The sequence below is a fragment of the Pseudomonas sp. 29 genome, assembly GCF_002754355.1.
Classification (GTDB): domain Bacteria; phylum Pseudomonadota; class Gammaproteobacteria; order Pseudomonadales; family Pseudomonadaceae; genus Aquipseudomonas; species Aquipseudomonas neuropathica.
This window is the reverse complement of the sequence record NZ_PEEY01000001.1, coordinates 6,287,056-6,312,571: the sequence shown is the minus strand read 5'-3', so window position 1 is coordinate 6,312,571 and position 25,516 is coordinate 6,287,056. Positions and strand designations below refer to the sequence as shown.

Below are 25,516 nucleotides of genomic sequence, written 5' to 3'. Positions count from 1 at the left end.
GCGGGACCGGTGGTTTATGACGGCCATCATCTATCAGTCAATAATCGATAAAAAGCGTAAAAAGTGCGGCGTTATAATCGAAATACTCGATAAGAAAATAGTTGTGAAGCATCTCATCCCACCTTCAGTTCATCGCCTAAACCAATGACCTGAAAGCATTTCGCTAGAACTGAGCGGCAAATACAGACACCATAGCCGCAACAGCCTCACACACTGGAGCCCGTCAGCGTGGCGCAACACACCCCCGATCTTCCTCCCGAACTTCGCCCCTTGGCCGAGATGCCATGGTTCAAACGCCTGGCTGCACGCTTCTTCGGCCACGGTTTGACCCGACTGCGCGCGCAGCACCGTGCGTCGTGGTTGCACGGTCAGGCCGATGGTTTCCGCAGTGGCCATACCGCTGGCGTCGAATATGGCTTTAAGGAAGGCAAGCTTGAGGGGCTGGAAGAGGGCCGGCAGGTGCTGCTGATCCGTGACAGTCGCAACACCGAGCATCGCCCGCCCAGCGTCGACAATCATCTGTTCGATGATTGGCGCCTGCCGTTGACGGCCGAGCTGAAAAAACGCATGAAGGCCGATGTTGCCCGTTTGTTGCCTGAGCATGCTCAGCCAAGTACCGCGCAATGGAAGATGATTTTCAGCGAAACCCCGTCAACCTCAGTGGTTGCCGGCGCGGGCGCGGGTAAGTCCACCACGTTGGTTCTGCGTATTCTGTTGCTCAACCACTATCTGGGTTTTGAGCTGGATTCGATGACCGTAGTGACCTTCACCCGCGAGTCGCGCAAGGATTTCATCAACAAACTGATCGAGCTGTTCGCGCTCTGGGGGCACGCGCTGAACCTGCGCCAGGCACGCGAACTGGTGCGTACCTTCCACTCGCGCATTCTGCCGATGGTGCGCAGCTTGCCGGGTTTCGAGCGCTTGCAGGCCTTTGAAAACCTCAGTCATCGAGTTCAGGGTGCTGAGGAGGAGGTCGACAGTAATCCGTTCGACCTGCGCATCAACGATGCGCAACGTCAGCAACTCAACGCCTGCTATCACCGCTTGTTCAACGAGGACGAGCGTTTTCGACATCTGATTCAGCCACTGTCGCGCGCGGGTTTGCAGCTCAAGGAGCTGGAGCGTGATCACCCGGATGTGCAGAAGCGCGTCGCGGTAACGGAGCTGGCATCCCGGCGCGACGAAGAGCTGTGCGACGCCATCGAAGATCTGTGGTTCCGCGCGGGTGCTTGGCCGATCAAGGGCATTGAGCCGAATCGGCAGAGTTTCGATATCAACGGCGCGAAATTTCATTGTCATGGTTACATTCCGAGCCTGGATGCGTGGGTGGTGCTCGGTTTCGATCCGCGGGAAAACCCGCAGGTCAGTCGGCCAAACGCCAAGCTCAGCGTGCGCGCAGAGTGGGCAGTCAAGCGCACCCTGTTTCAAGCTTTCTGTCGTAAGCCTTTGATTTGGCTTGATAGTTATGAGTCATCAAAACGTGTTCTGGCTACTTTGGCAGGCGATGCCAGTGCCGGGCCGGGCTTCGATTACAAGGTCAAGGGTGAGCTGGCTTCCGCGCCATTGCTCGACTGTTTTGTGGCGGCGGCAGGCTTCATCGAGAACCTCGGCCTGGATGTGCCTGACGCGGTCGGTCGCATGAGTTTCGCCAAGGACGACCCGGATCGTTTCTTCTTTGAAGCCTTGAGTCTGTTCTGGCGCGCCTTTGAAGATCATTTGCTCGATCAGAAACCGCCGATCATGACCTACAACCGCATGTTCGCGCTGTTCAGCGAACATTCACCGGAGAACCTCAAGCTGTTGAGCGACGAGTTACTCAGGCCGTTGTCGCACTTGATGATCGACGAATTTCAGGACGTTTCACCACAGATCGTCTCGTGGATTCGCGCAAGTCTGACGGAAATCCGCAGTCGTGGCCCGGCCATGCACGTCGGGCGGGGCGCGCAGCGTTCGTCGTTGCTGTGCGTCGGTGATGACTGGCAGTCGATTTACGGTTGGCGCGGCAGTTCGCCGAGTTATTTCATGGCGTTCGACAAGGAGTTCCCGTCGCCGAGCACTACGCGGGTAATGCTCAGTGATAACTACCGCAGTCACCAGCACATCATTGATGCCGCTGAACATATCGTTCGCGCGGCACCGGCGATCCCGGGCAAAAAAGCCAAGGCCAGCGGCGCACCCAAGCCGTTGCAACCGGTCAATGTGCTGGAGCGCGACGATCAGGGCTTGGGCCAGCGCCTTGCCGAACATTATCGTCAAGGTCACTCAATCTTGATGCTTTATCGAAAAAGCAGCGATAAGTTATTGATAGAAGAGCATATTCAGTCTGTAGTTAATGTTGATTCGAGCTTGCCGTACGAAGCGCGACGCCTGAAGCAGCTGACCTACCACAGCGCCAAAGGCTTGCAGGCTGACGCGGTGTTTCTGCTCGGCGATTGCCAGCATCTGACCAGTTCGCCCTACAAGAATCAGGTCTATCGCATGGCGGGCCTAGGCAAGTCGGGCGACAGCGAGCCCTACGACACGGCGCAAAAAGACGAAATCCTGCGCTTGGCGTATGTCGGCATCACGCGGGCGGTCAGCCATTGCTACTGGTATGTCGAACCGCAGGAAGCGCAAGCGGTGAACATGCCCCGGGCGTCTGACCGGGTGGCCAAGGGCAAGCCGTTCTTCATTGATCACCGCACCGCGAAGCAAACCGCGTGAGCACAAAAAAGCCCGCATCGCTGCGGGCTTTTCGTTTTAAATCATAAGCTTACGCGTAACTCCTGAGAGACTCAGGAGGAACGAACGCTTCCAGTTCGTCCTCCACAGCCTCGATGATTCGCTCGACATCCGCTGCATTCATCACCGTCGCGCACGGGATCCCGGCGATAGCGATCATGGTTTCGCCGCTGGCACGATCGAACAGTCGGGCGATCATACTGCCCGGTGCGTCCATCGTTGCCTCGAAACCCATCGGATGGAAATGCCAGCGCATCAACTGGCATGCGTTGGGAAACGTGACTTTGCTTGACCCTTTATTCATATGTTGCCCGCCTTCTTCATCGAGCGCTTCCGTTTGCTCATGTTAGGTGGGAAGAGCCTTCATTGGCTCAACCGGTGACTGACATTAAAAGTAGCATCCGCATGTGAAATTCCTGTGAGATTCTTCAGTTCATTTTGCGATTGCTTCGCATTTTTTGATGTAAGTCACGGCCTACGCAATCATCGACAAAACGCCACTATGGATTAGTCATTGAAGCCTGTGGCGAACTTGGGCAAGCTCGGTTTTTTTGCGCCGAGCCTTTTATGCACGCCGACGACGACGGCCCTGAACAGACCCAAGCCACGGCTGCAACGGTCATGCGCTATCACCTGAGCTGGAAACACCGCGACCTCGACAGCGTCATGGCGCTGTATCATCCGGACATTCAGTACAACGATTTCTTCCAGAACCGCGTGCTCGGCCTCAACGAGTTACGCGAGTACGTGCGCGTCAGCATGCCGCGAGAATCCGACGAACTGCTTGAGCATTGCGACCGTATTCGCGTCGACGGCAACACCGCTTTCATTCAATACGAAGTGACCTTGCGCGGCGGCGACGGCCTGGTGTCGTTTCGCTCCAGCGAGGCGCTCACGGTCAGGGACGGGCTGATCTGGCGCGTCAACGAATACGCTTCGCTTGTGCGCACGCAAACTGCTGGCAAGGCCTCGTCAAGTCAGCGCCCGGCAGTCAGTCGCCTGGGCTTGTCGCCGCGTCAGTTGAGTTTTATGGCCGAAGACCTGCAGCAGTATTTCGAAAAGCAACAGCCGTATCTTGATCCCGAACTCGATTTGCAGCGGGTGGCGAAGGAGTGCGGGTACAGCCGCAATCAGATTTCCTATCTGCTCAACCAGGTGCTTGGGCAAAGCTTCTATCGCTACGTCAATCAGGCGCGCCTGCAACATCTGCTGCGCTCGCTCGATAGCGCCGCGCCGCCGGTGCGCATCGATGAACTGGCTTTCGCTGCGGGTTTCAATTCGTTATCGGCGTTCTACAGCTGTTTCCGTCAGCACACCGGCCAGTCGCCGAAGGCTTACGCCAAACAAATTTCTTTGCGGGCACGCGCGCAAGACATCCACTGAGTACAGCCACTAGGATCGACGCCATCGAAGAATTTCAGTGGCGGAGTCTTGCATGCCGGCGTGGCGCACTATCAGTTTGTGGATGGACCAACTCGATGAGCCGCTGACCGCGCGGCCCGAGCTTGAGCGAGATCTGGACGTCGACGTGGCGATCATCGGCGCCGGTTACACGGGCCTGTGGACCGCGTACTACCTGAAGAAACTCGCGCCGGGACTCGACATCGCGATTGTCGAAGCACAGACCGCCGGTTTCGGCGCTTCCGGTCGCAATGGCGGCTGGTTGATGGGCAACCTGCTCGGCGAAGATCGGTTATTGGCCGGCCTCTCGCCAGAGCAGCGTCGCGCGTCCTTCGATCTGCTGCACAGCATTCCCGATGAAGTGGAAGTCGTCCTCGAACGCGAAGGCATCGATTGCGATTACCGCAAGGGCGGCGTGCTGTACTGCGCCGCGCGTTATCCGGAACAAGAAGCCTCTCTGCGCGAGTACTTGGGCAAACTGCACGCCCAAGGCCTGACCGATGACGATTATCGTTGGCTCAGCCCCGAGCAACTGGCCCAGCAGATCCGCGTCGCCAAGCCTTATGGCGGGATTTACGCGCCGCACGTGGCGACCATCCACCCGGCGAAACTGGTGCGCGGCCTGGCGCGCACCGTGCAGAACATGGGCGTGAAGATCTACGAAAACAGTCCGGTCACTCACTGGCAGTCTGGCAGCTTGCGCACCGCCAAGGCCAGTGTGCGCAGCCGCTGGATCGTGCCGGCCGTCGAAGGGTATTCAGTGACCTTGCCACCACTGGGCCGCTATCAATTGCCGGTGCAGAGCCTGATTGTCGCCACCGAGCCGTTGTCTGCCGCGACCTGGGATGAAATCGGCCTCAGCCGTGGTCAGGCGTTCAGCGAATTCAGTCGTCAGGTCACTTATGGCCAGCGCAGCGCCGACAATCGGCTGATCTTCGGCGCCCGTGGCGGTTACCAGTTCGCTGGCAAGCTGCGCCATAGCTTTGATCTGACTCGTGATGAAGTCGAGTTGCGCCGTTATCTGTTCGGCGAACTGTTCCCGCAACTGAAAAACGTGCAGATCACCCACGCCTGGGGCGGCAACCTCGGGATGTCCCGGCACTTCAAACCGCACATGCTTTGCGATCGTGCCAACGGCATCGCGTTGTCCGGCGGATATGGCGGGGAGGGCGTCGGCGCGAGCAATCTCGGCGGGCGCACCCTGGCGGACTTGATTCTTGAGCGCGACACCGAACTGACTCAGCAACCGTGGGTGCTTCCGGATGGTGGCATTCATGCGCTGCGCGCGTGGGAGCCGGAGCCATGCCGCTGGTTGGGCTACAACGCGATCATCAAAAGTTTCGTCCACGAAGACCAGACCCTGGCCAACCCGGCGACCGCGCCATGGCGGCGCAAGCTCGCCAGCCAGGTGGCGGGTTTCATGGAAGGCTTCATGCATTGAACGTCGATTTACTTTAAGAAAGCCCAAAAGACAGGTCAGACCATGAGCATTACCCAGTTTAAAAACACCGCAACCCTGCAACTGGATGAGTCCAATCCGGTGGCCGTGCCCCTCGGCGAACCGGTGGCGATTGCTTCGACCACCAGCGTCGAGCGCGATGACGGCGTCGAAACCGGCGTCTGGGAATGCACGCCCGGGCGCTGGCGTCGGCAGATCACCGCGCAGGAGTTCTGCCATTTCATTTCCGGGCGCTGCACGTTCACCCCCGACGGTGGCGGCGAAACCCTGCACATACAAGGTGGCGACGCACTGATGTTGCCAGCCAACACGCTCGGTATCTGGGATATCCAGGAAACCGTGCGCAAGAGCTACGTGCTGATTTTCTGATTGTTTGATCCTTTGATTGCCTGCCAACAAAAAAGAAAACCCACACAGGAATCGATCCATGATCCGCAAGACCCTCGCTCTGGCACCGCTGATGCTCGCCGTTTCCCTTGCTCAGGCAGCGGAAACGGTCAAGGTTTACAACTGGTCCGACTACATCGCGCCGGACACCACCAAGAACTTCGAGAAAGAGACGGGCGTTGGGGTCACCTATGACGTCTACGACAGCAACGAAACCCTCGACGGCAAGTTGATGACCGGCAAATCCGGTTACGACGTGGTGTTTCCGTCCAACCACTTCATGGCCCGGCAGATTCAGGGCGGGGCGCTGAAGAAACTCGACAAGAGTCAGTTGCCGAACTGGAAAAACCTCAATCCGGTGCTGCTCAAAGCGCTGCAGACCAACGACCCGAACAACGAACACGGCTTCCCTTATCTGTGGGGCAGCACTGGCATCGGCTACAACATCGCCAAGGTTAAAGCGGTGCTGGGTGACGATGCGCCCGTGGATTCCTGGGACCTGATCTTCAAGCCCGAGTACATGGAAAAACTGCAGAAGTGCGGTGTGGCGATCCTCGACAACGGCCCGGAATTACTGCCGGCGGCGCTCAACTACCTGGGCCTGCCGCACCACAGCAAAAATCCCGAAGACTATAAAAAAGCTGAAGCACTGCTGATGAAAGTGCGGCCGTACGTCAGCTACTTCCATTCCTCGAAATACACCAGCGACCTGGCCAATGGCGATATCTGCGTGGCGGTCGGTTTCTCTGGCGACATCCTGCAGGCCGAGAACCGCGCCAAGGAAGCCAAGAATGGTGTCGACATCGGCTACAACATTCCCAAGGAAGGCGCAGCCATCTGGTTCGACATGGTCGCCATGCCGGCCGATGCGCCGGACGAGAAGGCCGGTTACGCCTTCATGAACTACCTGCTGCGCCCGGATGTGATGGCCGGCATCAGCAACTACGTGCACTACGCCAATGGTAACGAGCAGGCCGACAGCCTGATCGACCCGGCGATCAAGAACGACACCAAGGTTTACCCGAGCCCGGAGATGATGGGCAAACTGTTCGCGCTGGAGGCGATGCCGTTGAACATTGACCGGATCCGCACGCGGGTGTGGAACAAGATCCGGACTGGTAGCTAATCACCCAGGCATACATAAATCCCTGTGGGAGCGAGCCTGCTCCGGGCGGCGTTCCGACGAAGGCGATCTGTCATTCAACATCAATGTTGTCTGACTCGACGCCTTCGTCGGAACGCCGCCCGGAACAGGCTCGCTCCCACAATGTCTTTCAGCGTTTAAAGGGTTGATATCAATACAATGTCATTGCACTAATAAAGTGCAGCAAAGTGAGACACGGCTAACAAAAAACAACTTACCCATATTTAATATTTAAATAGAAAATCGTCAGACAATTAGGCAAAAGCTCCGCAACTAAAACATTCTTTCGACCTCGCACGCTTTGTTTACGGCAGTTTCCGGAAACAGCTCGATTTGATCTCAAAAAAATCCTTTACGGCAGATTTCAAATTGTGTCAGGTTTCTTACGCCTTCATTGGGCGAGTGATAGGACGATCTCGCCAGAGAGAGTCCTATCGGACAAAAACTGTTCCATTGCTAAACAAGGAAGTGTGTTTATGTCGAAAGTTAAAACGAATGCTATTGATACCGCCGAACAGGCTTTCCAGCTGTCAGCCTTCAGCTCGGCGTACAACCAGATCAATAGCTTCAGCCATCAGTACGACCGCGGTGGCAACCTCACGGTCAATGGCAAACCCTCCTTTTCCGTCGACCAGGCCGCAACCCAGTTGCTGCGCGACGGCGCTGCCTACCAGGACAAGGATGGCAGCGGCAAGATCGAACTCACCTATACGTTCCTGACCTCGGCATCGTCCAGCACGATGAACAAGCACGGGATCACTGGGTTCAGTCAGTTCAGTGCACAACAACAGGCCCAGGCCAAGCTCGCCATGCAATCCTGGGCTGACGTGGCCAACGTGACCTTCACCGAGAAAGCCTCGGGCGGTGACGGCCACATGACCTTCGGTAACTACAGCGGTGGTCAGGATGGCGCTGCAGCGTTCGCCTATCTGCCAGGCACCGGCGCCGGTTATGACGGCACCTCGTGGTACCTGATCAACAGTGGCTACACGCAGAACAAGAATCCGGATCTGAATAACTACGGTCGTCAGACCCTGACTCACGAAATCGGCCACAGCCTGGGCCTCGCTCACCCTGGCGACTACAACGCCGGGAATGGCAACCCGACCTACAACGACGCGTCCTACGGCCAAGACACTCGCGGCTATAGCGTCATGAGCTACTGGAGCGAAAGTAACACCAGTCAGAACTTCAGCAAGGGCGGTGTCGAAGCGTATTCGTCCGGCCCGCTGATGGACGATATCGCTGCTATCCAGAAGCTGTACGGTGCCAACACCACCACCCGTACCGGTGACACCACCTACGGCTTCAACTCCAACACTGGCCGTGATTTCCTCAGCGCTTCGTCGTCGAGTGACAAAGTGGTGTTCTCAGTGTGGGACGCGGGCGGCAAGGATACTCTGGACTTCTCGGGCTTCACCCAGAACCAGAAGATCAACCTCAATGACGCCTCGTTCTCCGACGTTGGCGGCATGGTGGGCAACGTATCCATCGCCAAAGGCGCGATCATCGAGAACGCTATCGGCGGTTCCGGCAACGATCTGCTGATCGGCAACAGTGTGGCCAACGAACTCAAGGGCGGTGCCGGCAACGACATCCTCTGGGGTGGCGGTGGTGCCGACAAGCTGTGGGGCGGCGCCGGTTCCGACACCTTTGTGTTCGCGGCCAGTTCGGACTCCAAGCCAGGTGCAATCGATCAGATCCTCGATTTCGTCAGCGGTCTGGACAAAATCGATCTGACCGGTATCACCAACGGTGCCGGCCTGCACTTCGTCAGTAGCTTCACCGGTTCTGCCGGTGACGCCATCCTGATTTCGTCGGGCGGCAACAGCCTGCTGTCGGTGGACTTCTCCGGGCACGGCGTGGCGGACTTCCAGGTCAGCACCGTTGGCCAGGCAGTCACCAGCGACATCGTGGCGTGATGTAGAAGTGGAAAGCGGCGTGTGATACGCCGCTTTCTCCACTTGCATCGTGTTGCTCGGTAAGCAAGGCTACACGCCGGAGCGAATATTCCTATGATCTGTAAAGCTTTTACCTACAAGGCAATGGCGTGGCTCTCGGCGGCGCTGATCATGATTTCAGGAGAAACCAGCATGGCAAGCAGCCTCAGACTTGAAGAACCTTCAGTATTTGCCGGGCAGTGGCAAGCGACGTTGTCCACCCGAGGTGAGGACCCACAAGCGCAAAAGCAGCAGGACAAACCTTCCAATACCTGCGCCCTGGTATTGAATGTAAACAAGACCTTGGGAGAGGGCGCCGATTGCCTCGGTGCATGGCTTGAGCAAACATCGATCGGCTGGTTTCCCGACCCTGACGGCCTGTCCATCACCGGCAAGGAAGGTTCAAGAATCCAGTTCTTCAGCCGACAACGTGACGGGCTTTATCTGACCACTTTGAAGTCGGGCCTGGTGATTACACTTGAGCGCGCAGCGCAATAGTAATGATGATCCAGTTTTCGACAAGGTTTTAATATAAAGCGCCACAAGCTGGTTATAAGAAACGCCGAACGACAACTGCACCGCTGTTATTTGCGCAAGTTGTTATGAAAGTGTAAGCGGGTACTTGCAAGTCATCTTTCGCAGGTAAGCGGAACATTAATTGAAGCCTCGCCCAAGTGCGGCGGGACCCATCATTTCAGGAAGAATCGATGAAGATGGCGAAGGCCCCAGCCACCGCTCCCTTATTCAAGGCATTGGCTGACTATAAAAGTATTCTGATCAGCGTCGGCTGCTTTACCGCACTGATTAACGTGCTGATGCTGGTGCCCTCCATCTACATGCTCCAGGTCTATGACCGGGTGCTGTCGTCGCAGAACGAAACGACCCTGGCGATGCTGTCGCTGATGGTGGTCGGTTTCTTCGCCTTTATCGGCCTGCTGGAAGTGGTGCGCAGCTTTATCGTGATTCGCATCGGCAGCCAGTTGGAGCGCCGCTTCAACCTGCGCGTCTACCAGGCGGCGTTCGAGCGCAACCTGTTCAAGGGCGAGGGCAACGCTGGGCAATCACTGGGCGATCTGACGCACATTCGTCAATTCGTTACCGGGCCGGCGCTGTTCGCGTTTTTCGATGCGCCATGGTTCCCGGTCTACCTGTTTGTGATTTACCTGTTCAACGTCTGGCTCGGTGTGCTCGCCACAGCAGGCGCACTGCTGCTGATCGGCTTGGCCTGTCTCAACGAATACATGACCAAAAAGCCGCTGGGCGAAGCGGCCGGTTATTCGCAGAAGTCCAGCCAGTTGGCCACCAGCCATTTGCACAATGCCGAAACCATTCAGGCGATGGGCATGCTGGGTTCGCTGCGCAAGCGCTGGTTCCAGGTGCATTCGCGTTTCCTCGGCCTGCAAAACCAGGCCAGTGACACCGGTGCGGTGATCAGCTCGTTGAGCAAAACCCTGCGCCTGTGCCTGCAATCGTTGGTGCTGGGCTTGGGTGCTTTGCTGGTGATCAAGGGTGATATGACCGCCGGGATGATGATCGCCGGTTCGATCCTGATGGGCCGCGTGCTCAGCCCGATCGACCAATTGATCGCGGTGTGGAAGCAGTGGAGCGGGGCGAAGCTGGCTTACCGCCGTCTCGATGCCTTGCTGCAAGCGTTCCCGCCCAGCGACGACGCCATGGCGTTGCCGCCGCCGAAAGGCCAGATCACCTTCGAACAGGTCAGTGCCGGCCCACCGGGGCAACGTGCGGCGACTTTGCAGATGGTCAATTTCAACTTGGGCGCCGGTGAAGTGTTGGGTGTGCTGGGTGCTTCCGGTTCCGGCAAGTCGACGCTGGCCCGTGTGCTGGTCGGGGTCTGGCCTACCCTCGGCGGCACCGTGCGTCTCGATGGCGCGGATATCCATCGCTGGAACCGCGATGACCTTGGCCCGTACATCGGCTACCTGCCGCAAGACATCGAACTGTTCAGTGGCAGCATCGCCGAGAACATCGCCCGTTTCAGCGAGGCCGATCCGCAGAAAGTCGTGGCGGCGGCGCAACAGGCCGGCGTGCACGAAATGATCCTGCGCCTGCCGCAAGGCTACGACACGCAACTGGGCGAGGACGGCAGTGGTTTGTCCGGCGGACAGAAGCAGCGTGTGGCACTGGCGCGTTCGATGTACGGCACGCCGAGTCTAGTGGTGCTGGATGAACCGAACTCCAACCTCGACACCGTCGGCGAAGCCGCATTGGCCAGCGCCATCGCCGCGCTTAAAGCGCAAGGCACCACGGTGGTGCTGGTGACGCACCGTTCTTCGGTACTGGCCCAGGCCGACAAATTGCTGGTCCTCAATGACGGGCGTCTGCAAGCTTTCGGCCCGAGTCAGGACGTGCTCAAGGCGCTCTCCGGCCAGCAAGAACAACAACGGGAAAAACCTGCACAGGCACCGGGCGGGCTCAGCATGAGCCGACAGTATCAGCCCTCGACAAGGAATTCGGGTGTATGAGCAGCGCAAGCATGAACACTGAAAACGAAGCGAGCATGGAACACGCCTACATCACCGAACGCCCGGAGCGCGATGCGAAGTTTTTCGCGCGCATGGGCTGGATTCTGGCGATCGTTGGCGCCGGCAGTTTCTTCACCTGGGCGGCCCTGGCGCCGCTGGATCAAGGTATTCCGGTGCAAGGCACGGTCGTTGTGTCGGGCAAGCGCAAAGCCGTGCAGTCGATGAGCAGCGGCGTGGTCAGCCGGATCCTGGTGCGCGAAGGCGAAATCGTCAAGCAGGGCCAGCCGCTGTTCCGCCTCGATCAAACGCAAGTCGCCGCTGACGTGCAGTCGCTGCAAGCGCAATACCGCATGGCCTGGGCCAGTCTCGCGCGCTGGCAGGCTGAGCGTGACAACCTCAAGCAAGTGACCTTTCCGGCTGAGCTGAGCAATGATCCGGACCCGCGTCTGGCACTGGTACTGGAAGGTCAGCGGCAATTGTTCAGCAGCCGTCGCGAGGCCTACTACCGCGAGCAGGCCGGACTGCGCGCAAGCATCGAAGGCGCCACCGCGCAACTGGCCGGCATGCGCCGCGCCCGCACTGATCTCAATGCTCAGGCCGACTCGCTGCAACAACAGTTGAGCAATCTGCAGCCGCTCGCCGACAACGGCTACATCCCGCGCAACCGCTTGATGGAATACCAGCGGCAACTGTCGCAAGTGCAGCAGCAACTGGCGGAAAACACCGGTGAAAGCGGTCGCGTCGAGCAGGGCATCCTCGAGTCGCGGCTGAAACTGCAACAGCACGCCGAGGAGTATCAGAAGGAGGTCCGTACGCAACTGGCCGACGCGCAGCTGAAAAGCGTGACTCTGTCGGAGCAACTGACTTCGGCCGGTTTCGACCTGCAACACAGCGAAATCATCGCCACTGCCGATGGCGTCGCGGTCAACCTCGGCGTGCACACCGAAGGTGCCGTAGTGCGTCAGGGCGAAACATTGCTGGAGATCGTCCCGCAAGGCACCACGCTGGAAGTGGAAGGGCACTTGCCGATCAACTTGATCGACAAGGTCGGCGCGCATTTGCCGGTGGACATCCTGTTTACCGCGTTCAACCAGAGCAAAACCCCGCGTGTACCGGGCGAAGTCAGCCTGATTTCCGCCGACCAGATGGTCGATGAGAAAACCGGCGTGCCGTACTACGTGTTGCGCAGCAGTGTCAGCGACCACGCCATGGAAAAACTCAACGGTCTGGTGATCAAGCCCGGCATGCCGGCAGAAATGTTCGTGCGTACGGGTGAGCGTTCACTGCTCAACTATCTGTTCAAACCGCTGCTTGACCGGGCCGGCTCTGCGCTGACCGAAGAATAAGGATGTGCGGCTGTATGAATAAGCTTTCCACGCTCGCAGCAGCATTCTTGCTGCTCGCGAGTCACTCGGCAGTGGCGGCCATGGGGCCGTTCGAGATCTACGAACAGGCGTTGCGCAATGACCCGGTGTTCCTCGGCGCGATAAAGGAACGCGATGCCGGCCTGGAAAACCGCGCCATCGGCCGCGCCGGCCTGTTGCCGCGCATCGGTTACACCTACAACAAGGGGCGCAACTCGTCGAAAGCTACGTCTCTCGATGAGCGCGCGCGTAACCGTACCGACGATCGTAACTACAGCAGTTACGGCTCGGCGCTGACCCTGCAACAACCGCTACTCGACTACGAGGCTTATGCCGCGTATCGCAAAGGTGTCGCGCAATCGTTGTTTGCCGACGAGAACTTTCGCGGCAAGAGCCAGGAGTTGCTGGTTCGCGTGCTGGATAACTACACCAAGGCACTGTTCGCGCAGGATCAGATCGACATCGCGCAGGCGAAGAAGAAGGCGTACGAGCAGCAGTTCCAGCAGAACGAACACATGTTCAAGCAGGGCGAGGGCACGCGTACCGACATTCTTGAAGCCGAATCGCGCTATGAGCTGGCGACTGCCGAAGAGATCGAAGCGCGCAACGAGCAGGATGCCGCACTACGGGAACTGGGTGCACTGGTCGGCACGCCGGCGGTGGACATCGGGGATCTGGCGCCGCTCGATCAGAACTTCCAGACCTTCGCGCTGATGCCGGCCAATTACGATACCTGGCATGAAATGGCGGTGAGCAATAACCCGAATCTGGCCTCGCAGCGTCAGGCCGTGGAAGTCGCGCGGTATGAAGTGGAGCGCAATCGTGCCGGGCATTTGCCGAAAGTCAGCGCCTATGCCTCGATGCGCCAGAACGAATCGGAAAGCGGCAACACCTACAACCAGCGCTACGAAACCAACACCATCGGTTTTGAAGTCAGTGTGCCGCTGTATGCCGGTGGCGGGGTGTCGGCGTCGACGCGTCAGGCCAGCCGCACTATGGAGCAGGCGGAGTACGAGCTGGACGGCAAGACGCGTGAGACGTTGATTGAACTGCGGCGTCAGTTCAGCGCTTGTTTGTCCGGGGTGAGCAAATTGCGCGCTTATCAGAAGGCATTGAGCTCGGCGGAAGCGCTGGTGGTGTCGACCAAGCAGAGCATCCTCGGTGGTGAGCGGACCAACCTCGACGCGTTGAACGCCGAGCAGCAGTTGTTCACCACGCGCCGTGATCTGGCGCAGGCGCGGTACGACTATTTGATGGCCTGGACCAAGTTGCATTACTACGCCGGGACCTTGAACGAGCAGGATCTGGCGCGGGTGGATGAGGCATTTGTGGTCGCTCAACAGCCCTCACCCTAACCCTCTCCCAGAGGGAGAGGGGACTGATCCGGGGATATTGCAGAAGTACACCGACCTGAACGAACGGCACCGAATCCAACATCGAGCCGGTTTTTCAGGCTGGTGCGAGACCAGCTGAATCCACAAACGACGCGGTTTTTCAGCTCGATGCATGACACAAGACACCGCCATCAGCTCCCTCTCCTGGGGGAGAGGGCTGGGGTGAGGGGAACAGGCAACACCGCAAAAGAACCTGCATAAAACAATAAAAGTGAGTGGTGAACATGGACGTACGCATCAAGCCAATTTCGGTCGGTACCCTGCTGCTTGTGATTTCCGCAACCCAGGCTCAGGCGCAATATCTCGAAACCGGCCAACCCGGCGATCCCGGCAGTTGGCGCAGCGCCGAATTCCTCCGCGACTGGGGCCTGAGCCGGATGCAGGCCGAGCAAGCCTACGCCGCCGGCATCACCGGTAAAGGCGTGAAAATCGGCGCCCTCGACTCCGGTTTCGATGCCGCCCACCCGGAATTTGCCAGCGACCGCTATCACCCGGTAATGGCCAGCGGCAGCTACATTGACGGTTCACTGTTCAACGTCAATGGCATCCTCAACCCCAACAACGACTCCCACGGCACGCATGTCGTTGGCACCATGGGCGCCTCACGCGACGGTACCGGCATGCACGGCGTGGCGTACAACGCGCAGATCTACGTCGGCAACACCAACAAAAACGACAGCTTCCTCTTCGGCCCCAACCCCGATCCGCGCTATTTCAAGGCGGTATACGACGCCCTCGCCGATGCCGGAGTGCGTGCGATCAACAACAGTTGGGGCAGCCAGCCGCCGGATGTCAGCTACCGGACACTGGCCGATCTGCACGCCGCGTACGCTCAGCACTGGAATAAAGGCACCTGGCTCGACGCGGCAGCGGATGTTTCCCGGCGCGGCGTGATCAACGTATTCAGCGCCGGCAACAGCGGCTATCCGAACGCCAGCGTGCGTTCCGCGCTGCCGTACTTTCAGCCGGATCTGGAAGGCCACTGGCTGGCCGTGTCGGGCCTCGATCAAAGCAATCAGCAAAAGTACAACCAGTGCGGCCTCGCCAAATACTGGTGCATCACCACGCCGGGGGCGAAGATCGACAGCACCATTCCCGGGGGTGATTACGCGATCAAGTCCGGCACCTCGATGTCGGCGCCGCATGCGACCGGGGCACTGGCGCTGGTGATGGAACGCTACCCGTACATGACCAATCAGCAGGCGCTCGAAGTGCTGCTGACTACCGCGACGCAACTGGATGGCTCGGTCACCGCTGCGCCGACCGAGCGGGTCGGCTGGGGCGTGGTCAACCTGAACCGGGCGATGCGCGGGCCAGGGCAATTGCTCGGTGCGTTTGATGCCAACTTGGGGGCAGGGCAGCGCGATGTCTGGAGCAATGACATCTCCGACAAGGCGCTGATTCAGCGGCAGGCGGAAGACCTCGCCGAGCACAGCGCCTGGCAGCAAACCCTGCAAGACAAGGGCTGGCAGAACGGCGTTGCTGCCGGTGCCAGTCAGCAGGATCAGACCGATTACGCGGTCGGCACTGCCCGTGATACGGCAGCGGCGAGCCGGGTGTATCAAGGCAGCCTGATCAAGTCCGGCGGCGGCCAGTTGATCCTCACCGGCGACAACACCTATCGCGGTGCAACCACGGTCAATGGCGGCTTGCTCACGGTCAACGGCTCGCTGACGTCTGTCGTGACGGTGAATGACAGCGGCAGCCTCGGCGGTTCCGGTCGCATCGCCGCGTTGACCGCCAACAGCGGCGGCCGCGTGGCGCCGGGCAACTCCATCGGCACCTTGAATGTCGCTGGCGATGTGAACTTCGCGCCGGGCTCGACCTACGCCGTTGAACTGTCGCCAACCAGCAGCGACCGCGTCGTTGCTGGCGGCACCGCCAACATCAGCGGCGCCACGGTCAGCCTGTCGCTGGAAAACAGCCCGACGCTGCTCAGCACCACCGAGGCGCAAAGCCTGCTCGGTCGCCAGTACGACATCCTGCAAGCGGCCGGCGGCATTCAGGGCCAGTTCGGTGCCGTGCTGCCGAACTACCTGTTTATCGGCGGCAGCCTCGACTACGCCGCCAATGGCATTCAACTCGATATCGAACGTAACGCGACCACCTTCGCCAGTGTCGGGCAAACGCCGAATCAGCGCTCAGTAGCGGCTGCCGTCGAAGGCTTGGGCGCGGGTAACTCGGTGTACGAAAGCCTGTTGCGTTCACCCGATGCGAGTTCCGCACAACAGGCCTTCCAGCAGTTGAGCGGCGAGATCTACCCGGCGTTGAGTTCGATGCTGATCAACGACAGCCGCCAGTTGCGTGACGCAGTAGGCGAGCGTCTGCACGACACAACTGCTGCGCAAAGCAATGGCTGGGTCAAGGCGCTCGGCGCCTGGGGCACGACGGATTCGAGCCAAGACACGGCGGGCTACAACACCTCGATTGGCGGGCTGCTGGCCGGTGTCGACGGCGCGTTGGACGAGCAAACGCGCATCGGTCTGGTCAGCGGTTACAGCGACAGTTCACTGAGCATGGGTTCGGGCACGCATTCCTCGGCCAAGGTCGACAGCTATCACCTTGGCGCGTACGGCGGTCGTGAAATCGGCGCGTGGCGCTTGAGCACCGGCGCGGCCTACAGCTGGCATCGCGCCGATGTGAAGCGTGATCTGCAATACGGCAACGTCAGTGCCAAACAGAAAGCCAAAGTCGATGCGGCGACCACGCAAGTGTTCGGCGAGGCGGCTTATCGCTTGCACCTGCAACCACTGGCGCTGGAGCCATTCGCCAACCTGGCTTACGTGCATCTGGACACTGAAGGTTTGACCGAGAAGGGCGACGCTGCGGCGTTGAAAAGCTCCGGCGATCAACGTGACGCGGTGCTGAGCACCCTCGGTGTGCGAGCGATCAAGACCTTCAATCTTTCGCCCGCGCAATCACTCGACGTGAGTGGCCATCTCGGCTGGCAGCACAGCCTCAGCGACATCGATTCCGAGCAGCATCTGCGCTTCGCCAGCGGTGGCACGCCGTACGCGGTGGAGAGTTCCGCGTTGGTGCGCGATGCCGCACTGGTCGGCGTGCAGGCCAGCCTCGCGCTGAGCCGCGATGTACGGGTGAACCTTGATTACAACGGACAACTGGCCAGTCGCGAAAAGCTGCATGGCGTTGGCTTGAGCCTGAACTGGCAGTTCTAACCCACGCTGATCGTTCCCACGCTCTGCGTGGGAATGCAGCCCGTGACGCTCCGCGTCACTGGACGCAGAGCTTCCCTAGAGGCATTTCCACGCGGAGCGTGGGAACGATCAACAGCTGAAGAGACGGATTTTTCGCAACATCACTAAGGAAGGTCGCTGGATGAATAACAACAATACCCCCGCGCAAACGGGAGGCCGCTTTGCCCTGAAAACCCTCACGCTCGCCGTGCTCTGTGCCATCGGCACCGCCCACGCCGCACCCTACGTGGAGAGCGGTCGTACGGGCGATCCGTCGAGTTGGCGCAGTGCCGAGTTCCAGGCCGATTGGGGCCTGGGCGCGATCGGTGCCGATCACGCCTACGCCGCCGGCTATACCGGCAAAGGCGTGAAACTGGGGATCTTTGATCAGCCGGTGTATGCCGCGCACCCGGAGTTTTCCGGCAGCAATAAAGTCGTCACCCTGGTCACCAGCGGGATTCGCGAATACACCGACCCGTACATCCCGGTCAAAGCCGGCGATGCGTTCCGTTATGACGGTTCGCCCTCGGTCGGTTCCGACGGCAAACTCGGCGCCCACGGCACCCACGTCGGCGGTATCGCCGCCGGCAGTCGCGACGGCGGGCCTATGCACGGCGTGGCGTTCGGTGCACAGATCATCAGCGCCGACAACGGTGATCCGGGCCCGGAAGATGGCATCGTTCGTGGCAACGACGGCGCGGTGTACAAGGCCGGTTGGGACGCACTGATCGCCAGCGGCGCGCGGATCATCAACAACAGCTGGGGCATCGGCATCACTGACCGTTTCGACCTCGGCGGCCGCGATCCGGCGTACCCGCACTTCACCGTCAATGACGCGCAAGTGCAGTTCAACGAGATCCGCACGCTGCTCGGCAGCAAGCCCGGCGGCGCCTACGACGGTGCGATTGCCGCCGCACGCAGCGGCATCGTGACGATCTTCGCGGCCGGCAACGACTACAACCTCAACAACCCGGACGCCATCGCCGGTCTCGGCTATTTCGTTCCGGACATCGCGCCGAACTGGATCACCGTCGCTGCGCTGCAGAAGAACCCGGATCTGGCCAGCGCCAACCCGTACATCATGAGTACGTTCTCTTCGCGTTGCGGCTATACCGCGAGTTTCTGCGTCTCGGCGCCGGGCACAAAGATTTTCAGCTCGATCATCGAAGGCACCAACGCCGACAACCTGACCACCGGCTACAAAAACTACAACGGCACCTCGATGGCCGCGCCGCATGTCGCCGGTTCCATGGCGGTGCTGATGGAGCGCTTCCCGTACATGAGCGGTGATCAGGTCGCCACGGTCTTGCGCACTACGGCCACCGACCTCGGCGCACCGGGCATCGACGCCTTGTACGGCTGGGGCATGATCAACCTGCGCAAAGGCATTGACGGCCCGTCGATGTTCGTCACGGAGCAGGACATTCCAGCGGAATTCCGTATCGACGGCGCTTACGGCTCCGGCCAGTTCGTTGCGAATCTGCCGGGTATCGGCGCGATCATTGATCAAGGCAAACCGACCGAGCGCGTGTGCACTGACATCACCTGCGGCCTCGACACCTGGCGCAACGACATTTCCGGTCACGGCGGGCTGACCAAGCAAGGTATCGGCACGCTGGTGCTGACCGGCAACAACACTTACAGCGGCCCGACCCTGGTCAATCAGGGGCGCCTGGCCATCAACGGTTCGCTGCAATCGGCGGTGACGGTGAATGACGGCGGTATCCTCGGCGGCAATGGCCACATCGGCGCGCTGTCGGTGAACAGCGGCGGTACGGTGGCGCCGGGTAATTCCATCGGCACAATGAATGTGGCCGGTGACGTGACCTTTGCACCGGGTTCGACCTACGCCGTAGAGCTGTCGCCGACCAGCAGCGATCAGATCATCGCCACTGGCAAAGCGGTCATCGAAGGCGCGACGGTGAGCCTGTCGCTGGAAAACAGCCCGACGCTGCTGACCACCAATGAAGTGCAAAGCCTGCTCGGCACGCGCTACAACATCCTGCAAGCGGCCGGCGGTATTGAAGGCCGCTTCGGTCAGGTGTTGCCGGATTACGCCTTTCTCGGCGGCACGCTGGCGTACTCGGCCGATGGCATTCAGTTGGCAGTCGGGCGTAACGACGCTTCGTTCGCCAGCGTCGGTTTGACGCCGAACCAACGTGCGGTCGGTGCGGCGGCTGAGCGTCTGGGCGCTGGTAACGCGCTGTTTGAAACCCTGTTGCTGTCGCCGAATGCGGCGTCGGCGCAGCAAGCCTTCCAGCAGTTGTCCGGCGAAATCCATCCGGCCATTGGCACGATGCTGATCAACGACAGCCGTTACCTGCGTGAAGCCGTTGGCGAACGTCTGCGCGAGCGTGATCTGTTCAACGCTGGCGCACCGACTGACGATCGCAGCAACGCCTGGGTCAAGGTCTTGGGTTCGTGGGGCAAGAGCGATGGCGGGCATGACAATGCCGACTCCAACAGCTCCATTGGCGGCCTGCTGGCCGGTGTTGACGGCTTGATCGCTGAAGATACCCGTCTGGGTTTCGTTACCGGTTATAGCGACAGCTCATTGAGCATGGGCAGCGGCACGCATTCGTCGGCGTCAGTCGACAGCTACCACTTGGGTGCGTACCTGGGCCATCAGATCGATGCGCTGCGTCTGACCGTCGGCGGCGCCTACAGCTGGCACCGTGTCGACGTCAAACGTGACCTGCAGTTCGGGGACGTCAGCGGAAAACAAAAGACCAAGCACGATGCCGCAACCACGCAAGTGTTCACCGAGGCCGCCTATGATCTGGGCCTGCAACCGATGAACCTGGAGCCGTTCGCCAATCTGTCCTATGTGCACCTGAACACCGAAAGCTTCACCGAAAAAGGTGACGCCGCCGCGCTGAAGGGCGGTGAGGACAACCGCGATGTGGTGCTGTCGACCCTCGGCGTGCGCGCCAAGCGCAGCTTCGCCTTGTCGGATCAGCATCAACTTGAGCTGGGTGCGAGCCTCGGCTGGCAGCACAACCTGAGCAGTGTCGACGCTGACAGCCATCTGGCCTTCGCCAACGGCAACAGCGCGTTCACCGTGCAGAGCGTGTCGATGGATCGCGACGCCGCAGTGGTCGGTGTGCGCGCAGGTCTGGCGCTCAATCGCGATGTGCGGGTGAACCTGGATTACAACGGCCTGATCGGTAACAACGAGAAAGACCACGGCGTGGGTCTGACCCTCGACTGGCAGTTCTAAGGCGTTCCGGCAGTTCTGCGGAGCTGCCGGTTTTTGAAGGAAGAGAGAGCACAACATGGGACTGTTCGATTATAAAAATGCCGATGGCAAAGCGTTGTACAGCGACGCCATCGCACTGACGCTGTATGCCTACACGCCGACAGGCAAGCCGTTGCCGGCCACTGCTTGGGCGCCGCTCACGGCAACCGCGCTGGGTTATCAGGGCAAGGTCGGGCCGCAAGGTACGTTCTTCGGCGAGAAGGACGGCTTCACCAGTGCCGAGGCCGAAGTGCTCGGCAAGTATGATGCTGCCGGCAAATTGATTGGCATCGGCGTGGCCTTTCGCGGCACCGGTGGGCTGGGTTACAGCGATACTTTCGGCGACCTGAAAAACAACCTGCTGGCCGCTATCGGGCCGTCGGATTACGCGAGCAATTACGCTAAAAACGCCTTCGATAATCTGCTCAAGGCGGTCGCCGCATTCGCCATTGCCAACGGCATCGCCGCCAAGGATGTGCTGCTCAGCGGTCACAGCCTCGGCGGGCTCGGCGTCAACAGCGTGGCAGAGTTGAGCGCGAGCAACTGGGGCGGCTTCTTCAAGGACGCCAACTACATCACCTTCGCCTCGCCAACTCAGAGCAGCACCGGCAACAATGTGCTGAACATCGGCTTTGAGAACGATCCGGTGTTCCGCGTGCTCGACGGCACCACGTTCAGTAGCGCGTCGATGGGCAAGCACGACAAGCCGCACGATTCGACCACTGACAACATCGTCAACTTCAACGACAACTACGCGTCCACCGCGCAGAACCTGGTGCCGTTCAGCATCGTCAATCCGCTGAACTGGTCGGCCCACAGCTCGCTGGGCTATGCCGATGGCTTGAATCGGGTCATCGACTCGAAGTTCTACAACCTGACGCATAAAGACTCGACGATCATCGTCTCCAATCTGGAAGAAGCTTCTCGCGGCAAGACCTGGGTCGAAGATCTCGGCCGCAGTGGCGAGCCGCACACCGGCAGCACGTTCATCATCGGCACCCAGAGCAGCGACTGGCTCAAGGGCGGCGCGGGCAACGACTTCCTCGAAGGCCTGGGCGGTGATGACCGGTTCCGTGATGACGGCGGCTACAACATCCTGCTCGGTGGCCAGGGCCACAACACCTTCGAACTGCAGAAACCGTTGCAGAACTTCAGCTTCGCCAACGATGGGGACGGCACGCTGTACGTGCGCGACGCCTACGGCGGCATCAGCATGACCCGCGACATCGGCGCGCTGGTGAGCAAGGAGTCGGGTTCGTGGTGGGGCAGCAAGGAAATCACCTGGGGCGTTACGGCCAAAGGTTTGACCAATGGCAACGAACTGACCCAGTACAACAACTCGCTCAGCGGCGATGGCTACGGCAATGCGCTGCACGCCTCGGCTGACGGTGACTGGCTGTTCGGCCTCGGTGGCGACGACAAACTGATCAGCGACAAAGGCCATGTGACCTTCGTCGGTGGCGCCGGTAATGACGTGATGAGCGCAGTGGGTGGCAACAACACCTTCCTGTTCAGCGGTGCGTTCGGTTTTGATGCCATCAACGGTTATCAGGGCAGCGACAAACTGGTGTTCATGGGCGTCGAAGGCGCGGGGCAGGGCTACGACTACAAGCAGCACGCGTCGCAGGCCGGCAACGACACCGTGCTGAAGATTGGCGACTATGCCGTGACCCTGGTCGGGGTGGGAGTGGCTAACCTGTCGGACTCGGCGTTCGTTTTCGCCTAAAAACCTGTAGGAGTGAGCCTGCTCGCGATAGCGGTGTGTCAGATGAAGAAATGCAAACTGACACACTGCTATCGCGAGCAGGCTCACTCCTACATTAAAAGCAACGCGTAGTTTCTGAAATGCTCCGGGGCGTCCCCGTGGGGCGCCCTGGCTGTGAGCTATCTCTAACAATTCCAACAAGAGAGAGGCAATAGCAATGGGTGTGTATGACTACAAGAACTTCGGCACAGCCGATTCCAAGGCGTTGTTCAACGATGCCATGGCGATCACGCTGTATTCCTACCACAACCTCGATAACGGCTTTGCCGCCGGTTATCAGCACAACGGCTTCGGCCTCGGCCTGCCCGCCACGCTGGTCACGGCGTTGCTCGGCGGCACCGATTCGCAAGGGGTGATTCCCGGCATTCCGTGGAACCCCGACTCGGAAAAACTCGCCCTCGACGCGGTGAAAAAGGCCGGCTGGACGCCCATCACCGCCTCGCAACTGGGCTACGACGGCAAAACCGATGCGCGGGGTACCTTCTTCGGCGAGAAGGCCGGTTACACCACCGCCCAAGTGGAAATCCTCGGCAAGTACGACGCCCAGGGCCATCTCACCGAACTCGGCGTTGCCTTTCGCGGCACCAGCGGCCCGCGTGAGAACCTGATCCTCGACTCCATCGGCGACGTGATCAACGACCTGCTCGCCGCCTTCGGTCCCAAGGATTACGCGAAGAATTACGTCGGCGAAGCCTTCGGCAATCTGCTCAATGACGTGGTGGCGTTTGCCAAGGCCAACGGCCTCAGCGGCAAGGACGTTCTCGTCAGTGGCCACAGCCTCGGTGGCCTGGCGGTCAACAGCATGGCCGACCTGAGCGGGGGCAAGTGGGGCGGTTTCTTTGCCGATTCCAACTACATCGCCTACGCCTCGCCAACGCAAAGCAGCACCGACAAGGTGCTCAACGTCGGCTACGAAAACGACCCGGTGTTCCGCGCCCTCGACGGCTCGACCTTCACCGGTGCTTCGATCGGCGTGCACGATGCGCCCAAAGTCTCGGCCACCGACAACATCGTCAGCTTCAACGATCACTACGCCTCGACCGCGTGGAATCTGCTGCCGTACTCGATCCTCAACATTCCCACCTGGATCTCGCACTTGCCGACCGCGTATGGCGACGGCATGAACCGGGTGATCGACTCAAAATTCTACGATCTGACCAGCCGCGACTCGACGATCATCGTCGCCAACCTCTCGGACCCGGCGCGGGCCAACACCTGGGTACAGGACCTCAACCGCAACGCCGAAACCCACAAGGGCAGCACGTTCATCATTGGCAGTGACGCCAACGATCTGATCCAGGGCGGTAGCGGCAACGATTACCTGGAAGGCCGCGCCGGTAATGACACCTTCCGCGACAGCGGTGGCTACAACGTCATCCTCGGCGGGCAGGGCAACAACACCCTCGATCTGCAAAGTGCGGTGAAAAACTTCGACTTCGCCAATGACGGTGCCGGCAATTTGTACGTGCGCGACGCCAACGGCGGGATCAGCATCACCCGCGATATCGGCAGCATTGTCACCAAGGAACCGGGCTTTCTCTGGGGCCTGTTCAAGGACGACGTGATCCACAGCGTCACGGCCAGCGGCTTGAAGGTCGGCAACAACGTCACCGCGTACGAATCCAGCGTCAAAGGCACCAGCGGCGCCGATACGTTGAAGGCGCATGCCGGTGGCGACTGGTTGTTCGGGCTGGACGGCAACGATCACCTGATGGGGGGCCTCGGCAATGACGTGTTTGTCGGCGGCGCGGGTAATGACCTGATGGAATCGGGGGGCGGGGCGGATACGTTCCTGTTCAACGGTGCGTTCGGGCAGGACCGGGTAGTTGGTTTTACCTCCAACGACAAACTGGTGTTTCTCGGTGTGCAGGGTGTGTTGCCGGCGGAGGATTTCCGGGCTCATGCCGCGACTGTCGGGCAGGACACGGTGCTGACGTTTGGCAACGATTCGGTGACGTTGGTCGGGGTGTCGCTGAATAGCCTGAGTGCTGACGGTATTGTGATTGCCTGATGTTGATGGGGCGCCTTTAAGGCCCCCTTCGCGAGCAAGCTCGCTCCCACACTGGATCTGTGTCGTTTACAAATCCCCTGTGGGAGCTAGCCTGCTAGCGATTGGAGTCAACTCGGTTTCAAAAGTGACTCGATGGCCACGGCCTGACTCAAACCCCTGCGAAAACAGGAAATGCGGCCTAAAGCCAGCACGTGCACACACGTTCTATAGCTAGCCGCCATTGGGTACAGGAGATTCAAACGTGAAAGGTTTCAAGGGGTATGTCGGGTTCGTCGCACTGGCGCTGTGTTCGGCCAATGCCTGCGCCGATCTGCCTCAAAGTTCGATTCTGAGCCGTTACGGCGTCACCACCGAGCAACTGCCGAGCCCGCCGAAAACCGAGGCAGTCGAACCGGTCGAAGAGAAGAGCCGCTTTCAGATTCAGCCCGAACAACCGTTCGTGACCCTGCGCCTGGGTGACGGCAAGCAGCCACAAACCACCGGCAATCTGAGCATCGATCGCATGACGCAGCAGGATCTGGATCGTTGTCGGCGTTTGCAGGGCGAAGTGGTCAAGCGGGGTGGCACGTACATGCCGTGCGACGGCAGCCTGCCGGGTATGCCGACTTTCGAATAACACGCGATGATTGTTCCCACGCAGAGCATGGGAACGATCGACGCGAGCGAAACCTAGTCTTCTTCGCGCACAGTGGCCACTTCATCGGCACGGACCTTCACCTTGGCCCCGGAAATATCCTCGAACTCATAGAAGCCGTCCTTGGTTTTGGTCTTCGGCATGTCCTTGGTCAGGTACTGGGTGCCGTTCTGCAGGGTGACCACCGTCGGCGTCGAGCAACCGGCCAGTGCCAGCGCGGCGGCGATGGCGAAAGGGATGCCCAGTGCTTTGATTTTCATACCCACCTCTAAATCCTCATTCGATGTGATGCCGAGCATTGTCGGCCCTCTAACGCGGTTGGTGCCATCCCCGGAGGAAAAGTTCGATAGCCCGGCGAAAAAATGCCATTGATCATTTTCC

At 59.8% G+C, this 25,516-nt stretch carries 17 protein-coding genes; 15 read left to right on the top strand and 2 right to left on the bottom strand.

Going from position 1 to position 25,516, the window contains the following annotated elements:
- Positions 1-228: 228 nt before the first annotated feature.
- Positions 229-2,703, top strand: coding sequence for a UvrD-helicase domain-containing protein (locus tag CLU80_RS29320; protein WP_099759232.1), 2,475 nt, complete (start codon positions 229-231; stop codon positions 2,701-2,703).
- A 49-nt stretch (positions 2,704-2,752) separates the two neighbouring features.
- Here CLU80_RS29320 and CLU80_RS29315 read toward each other — a convergent pair whose 3' ends face one another.
- A complete protein-coding gene (locus CLU80_RS29315) occupies positions 2,753-3,025 on the bottom strand; it encodes a DUF1652 domain-containing protein (protein WP_038367758.1) in 273 nt (90 codons plus the stop codon).
- 263 nt (positions 3,026-3,288) lie between these two features.
- On the opposite strand from CLU80_RS29315, the gene CLU80_RS29310 reads away from it, so the two are divergent.
- The 14 genes from CLU80_RS29310 (at position 3,289) to CLU80_RS29240 (ending at position 25,117) form a co-directional block, all read left to right on the top strand.
- Positions 3,289-4,104 carry a helix-turn-helix domain-containing protein gene (locus CLU80_RS29310; protein ID WP_099759231.1) on the top strand — a complete coding sequence of 272 codons (816 nt, stop codon included), beginning with the start codon at positions 3,289-3,291 and terminating at the stop codon, positions 4,102-4,104.
- A 52-nt stretch (positions 4,105-4,156) separates the two neighbouring features.
- Positions 4,157-5,563, top strand: coding sequence for an NAD(P)/FAD-dependent oxidoreductase (locus tag CLU80_RS29305; RefSeq protein ID WP_099759230.1), 1,407 nt, complete (start codon positions 4,157-4,159; stop codon positions 5,561-5,563).
- A 42-nt stretch (positions 5,564-5,605) separates the two neighbouring features.
- On the top strand, positions 5,606-5,950 hold the full coding sequence (locus tag CLU80_RS29300) for a cupin domain-containing protein (RefSeq protein ID WP_093431317.1): 345 nt from the start codon (positions 5,606-5,608) through the stop codon (positions 5,948-5,950).
- A 58-nt stretch (positions 5,951-6,008) separates the two neighbouring features.
- On the top strand, positions 6,009-7,094 hold the full coding sequence (locus CLU80_RS29295; protein WP_077572997.1) for a polyamine ABC transporter substrate-binding protein: 1,086 nt from the start codon (positions 6,009-6,011) through the stop codon (positions 7,092-7,094).
- Positions 7,095-7,588: 494 nt separating this feature from the next.
- Positions 7,589-9,034 carry a serralysin family metalloprotease gene (locus tag CLU80_RS29290; RefSeq protein ID WP_099759229.1) on the top strand — a complete coding sequence of 482 codons (1,446 nt, stop codon included), beginning with the start codon at positions 7,589-7,591 and terminating at the stop codon, positions 9,032-9,034.
- Positions 9,035-9,127: 93 nt separating this feature from the next.
- On the top strand, positions 9,128-9,550 hold the full coding sequence (locus CLU80_RS29285) for an AprI/Inh family metalloprotease inhibitor (protein WP_175559573.1): 423 nt from the start codon (positions 9,128-9,130) through the stop codon (positions 9,548-9,550).
- Positions 9,551-9,759: 209 nt separating this feature from the next.
- Positions 9,760-11,535 carry a type I secretion system permease/ATPase gene (locus tag CLU80_RS29280; RefSeq protein WP_099759228.1) on the top strand — a complete coding sequence of 592 codons (1,776 nt, stop codon included), beginning with the start codon at positions 9,760-9,762 and terminating at the stop codon, positions 11,533-11,535.
- On the top strand, positions 11,532-12,881 hold the full coding sequence (locus CLU80_RS29275; protein WP_099759227.1) for an HlyD family type I secretion periplasmic adaptor subunit: 1,350 nt from the start codon (positions 11,532-11,534) through the stop codon (positions 12,879-12,881). The genes CLU80_RS29280 and CLU80_RS29275 overlap by 4 nt, the downstream gene beginning before the upstream one ends.
- A 2-nt stretch (positions 12,882-12,883) precedes the next feature.
- The gene (locus tag CLU80_RS29270) at positions 12,884-14,254 is read left to right on the top strand and encodes a TolC family outer membrane protein (RefSeq protein WP_093431325.1); all 1,371 of its coding nucleotides are present in this window, start codon (positions 12,884-12,886) and stop codon (positions 14,252-14,254) included.
- 263 nt (positions 14,255-14,517) lie between these two features.
- Positions 14,518-17,469 (top strand): autotransporter serine peptidase EprS, encoded by a 2,952-nt coding sequence (gene eprS, locus CLU80_RS29265; protein WP_099759226.1) that lies wholly within the window; start codon positions 14,518-14,520, stop codon positions 17,467-17,469.
- A 160-nt stretch (positions 17,470-17,629) separates the two neighbouring features.
- Entirely contained in the window at positions 17,630-20,707 is a 3,078-nt protein-coding gene (locus CLU80_RS29260) for an autotransporter serine protease (RefSeq protein ID WP_099759225.1), read from the top strand.
- A 55-nt stretch (positions 20,708-20,762) separates the two neighbouring features.
- Positions 20,763-22,451, top strand: coding sequence for a polyurethane esterase (locus CLU80_RS29255; protein WP_099759224.1), 1,689 nt, complete (start codon positions 20,763-20,765; stop codon positions 22,449-22,451).
- 196 nt (positions 22,452-22,647) lie between these two features.
- Complete coding sequence (locus CLU80_RS29245) at positions 22,648-24,501, top strand: polyurethane esterase (protein ID WP_099759223.1); 1,854 nt, start codon at positions 22,648-22,650, stop codon at positions 24,499-24,501.
- A gap of 241 nt (positions 24,502-24,742) precedes the next feature.
- The gene (locus CLU80_RS29240; RefSeq protein ID WP_093431339.1) at positions 24,743-25,117 is read left to right on the top strand and encodes a hypothetical protein; all 375 of its coding nucleotides are present in this window, start codon (positions 24,743-24,745) and stop codon (positions 25,115-25,117) included.
- 53 nt (positions 25,118-25,170) lie between these two features.
- Here CLU80_RS29240 and CLU80_RS29235 read toward each other — a convergent pair whose 3' ends face one another.
- The gene (locus CLU80_RS29235; protein WP_095049074.1) at positions 25,171-25,395 is read right to left on the bottom strand and encodes a YgdI/YgdR family lipoprotein; all 225 of its coding nucleotides are present in this window, start codon (positions 25,393-25,395) and stop codon (positions 25,171-25,173) included.
- Positions 25,396-25,516: the final 121 nt, after the last annotated feature.